Origin of the sequence: Rothia sp. HMSC069D01, from assembly GCF_001810135.1 — a bacterium.
GTDB lineage: Bacteria > Actinomycetota > Actinomycetes > Actinomycetales > Micrococcaceae > Rothia.
In genome coordinates this window covers 1-798 of sequence record NZ_KV800102.1, presented here as the reverse complement: position 1 = coordinate 798, position 798 = coordinate 1, and the positions used below count along the sequence as shown (strand labels likewise).

1 protein-coding gene is annotated in these 798 nt (G+C 53.4%); it reads left to right on the top strand.

Annotated features, from left to right (window positions below):
• The first annotated feature begins 144 nt into the window (after nt 1–144).
• The gene (locus tag HMPREF2710_RS04435; RefSeq protein ID WP_005504206.1) at nt 145–729 is read left to right on the top strand and encodes an NAD(P)H-dependent oxidoreductase; all 585 of its coding nucleotides are present in this window, start codon (nt 145–147) and stop codon (nt 727–729) included.
• The last annotated feature ends 69 nt before the right edge of the window (nt 730–798 follow it).

The following is a 798-nucleotide window of genomic DNA, read 5'->3' as shown; positions in this document are numbered from 1 at the left end:
TGTGGTGTACCGCCGTAAGGCGTAATTTACCGTAAGCGGTAATTTTAAGGGCTGATTCACAGCGTAGTAGCCCTGTACTATGAAACAAGCGGCTGGAATATAGCCAACCGTTCTCGCGGTGTTGAGTTTAAGGAGCGAACTACAGTGAATATTCTTTTGATTGACGGCGGTAAAGCATTCGCCCACTCGGCGGGTCGCCTGAACCACACCCTGCATCAAGTAGCCCGTGATACGTTATCGGCGCTCGGTCATCATGTGCGAGAAACTGTGATTGACGACGGGTACGATATTCACCAGGAAGTAGAAAAATTCCAGTGGATGGATGCGGTCATCTGGCAGATGCCCGGTTGGTGGATGCACGAGCCGTGGACCGTGAAAAAATATATGGACGAGGTGTTTACCGCGGGCGCGGGTACCCTGTACGCTAATGATGGTCGCCACAGGGTCAGCCCCACTGAAGGATACGGCACGGGCGGTCTTCTTCAGGGTCGTCGGCATATGCTGTCGCTGACGTGGAACGCGCCTCGCGAAGCTTTTACCCGGGAGGGCGACTTCTTTGAGGGACTCGGGGTAGATGCCCTCTATATGCACTTTCATAAGGCCCATGAGTTCATGGGGACTACCCAGTTGCCCACCTTTATTTGCTATGACGTGATTAAAAATCCGCAGGTCGAACAGTATCTCGCTGACTATACTGCCCACCTCAACGAGGTCTTCGGTCAGGCGTAAGGGTTTTAAGCCTGCATGCCTTCATAAGCATGTCTGAGGTGGATGCGGCAAACCGCCCGGTGCCTTCGA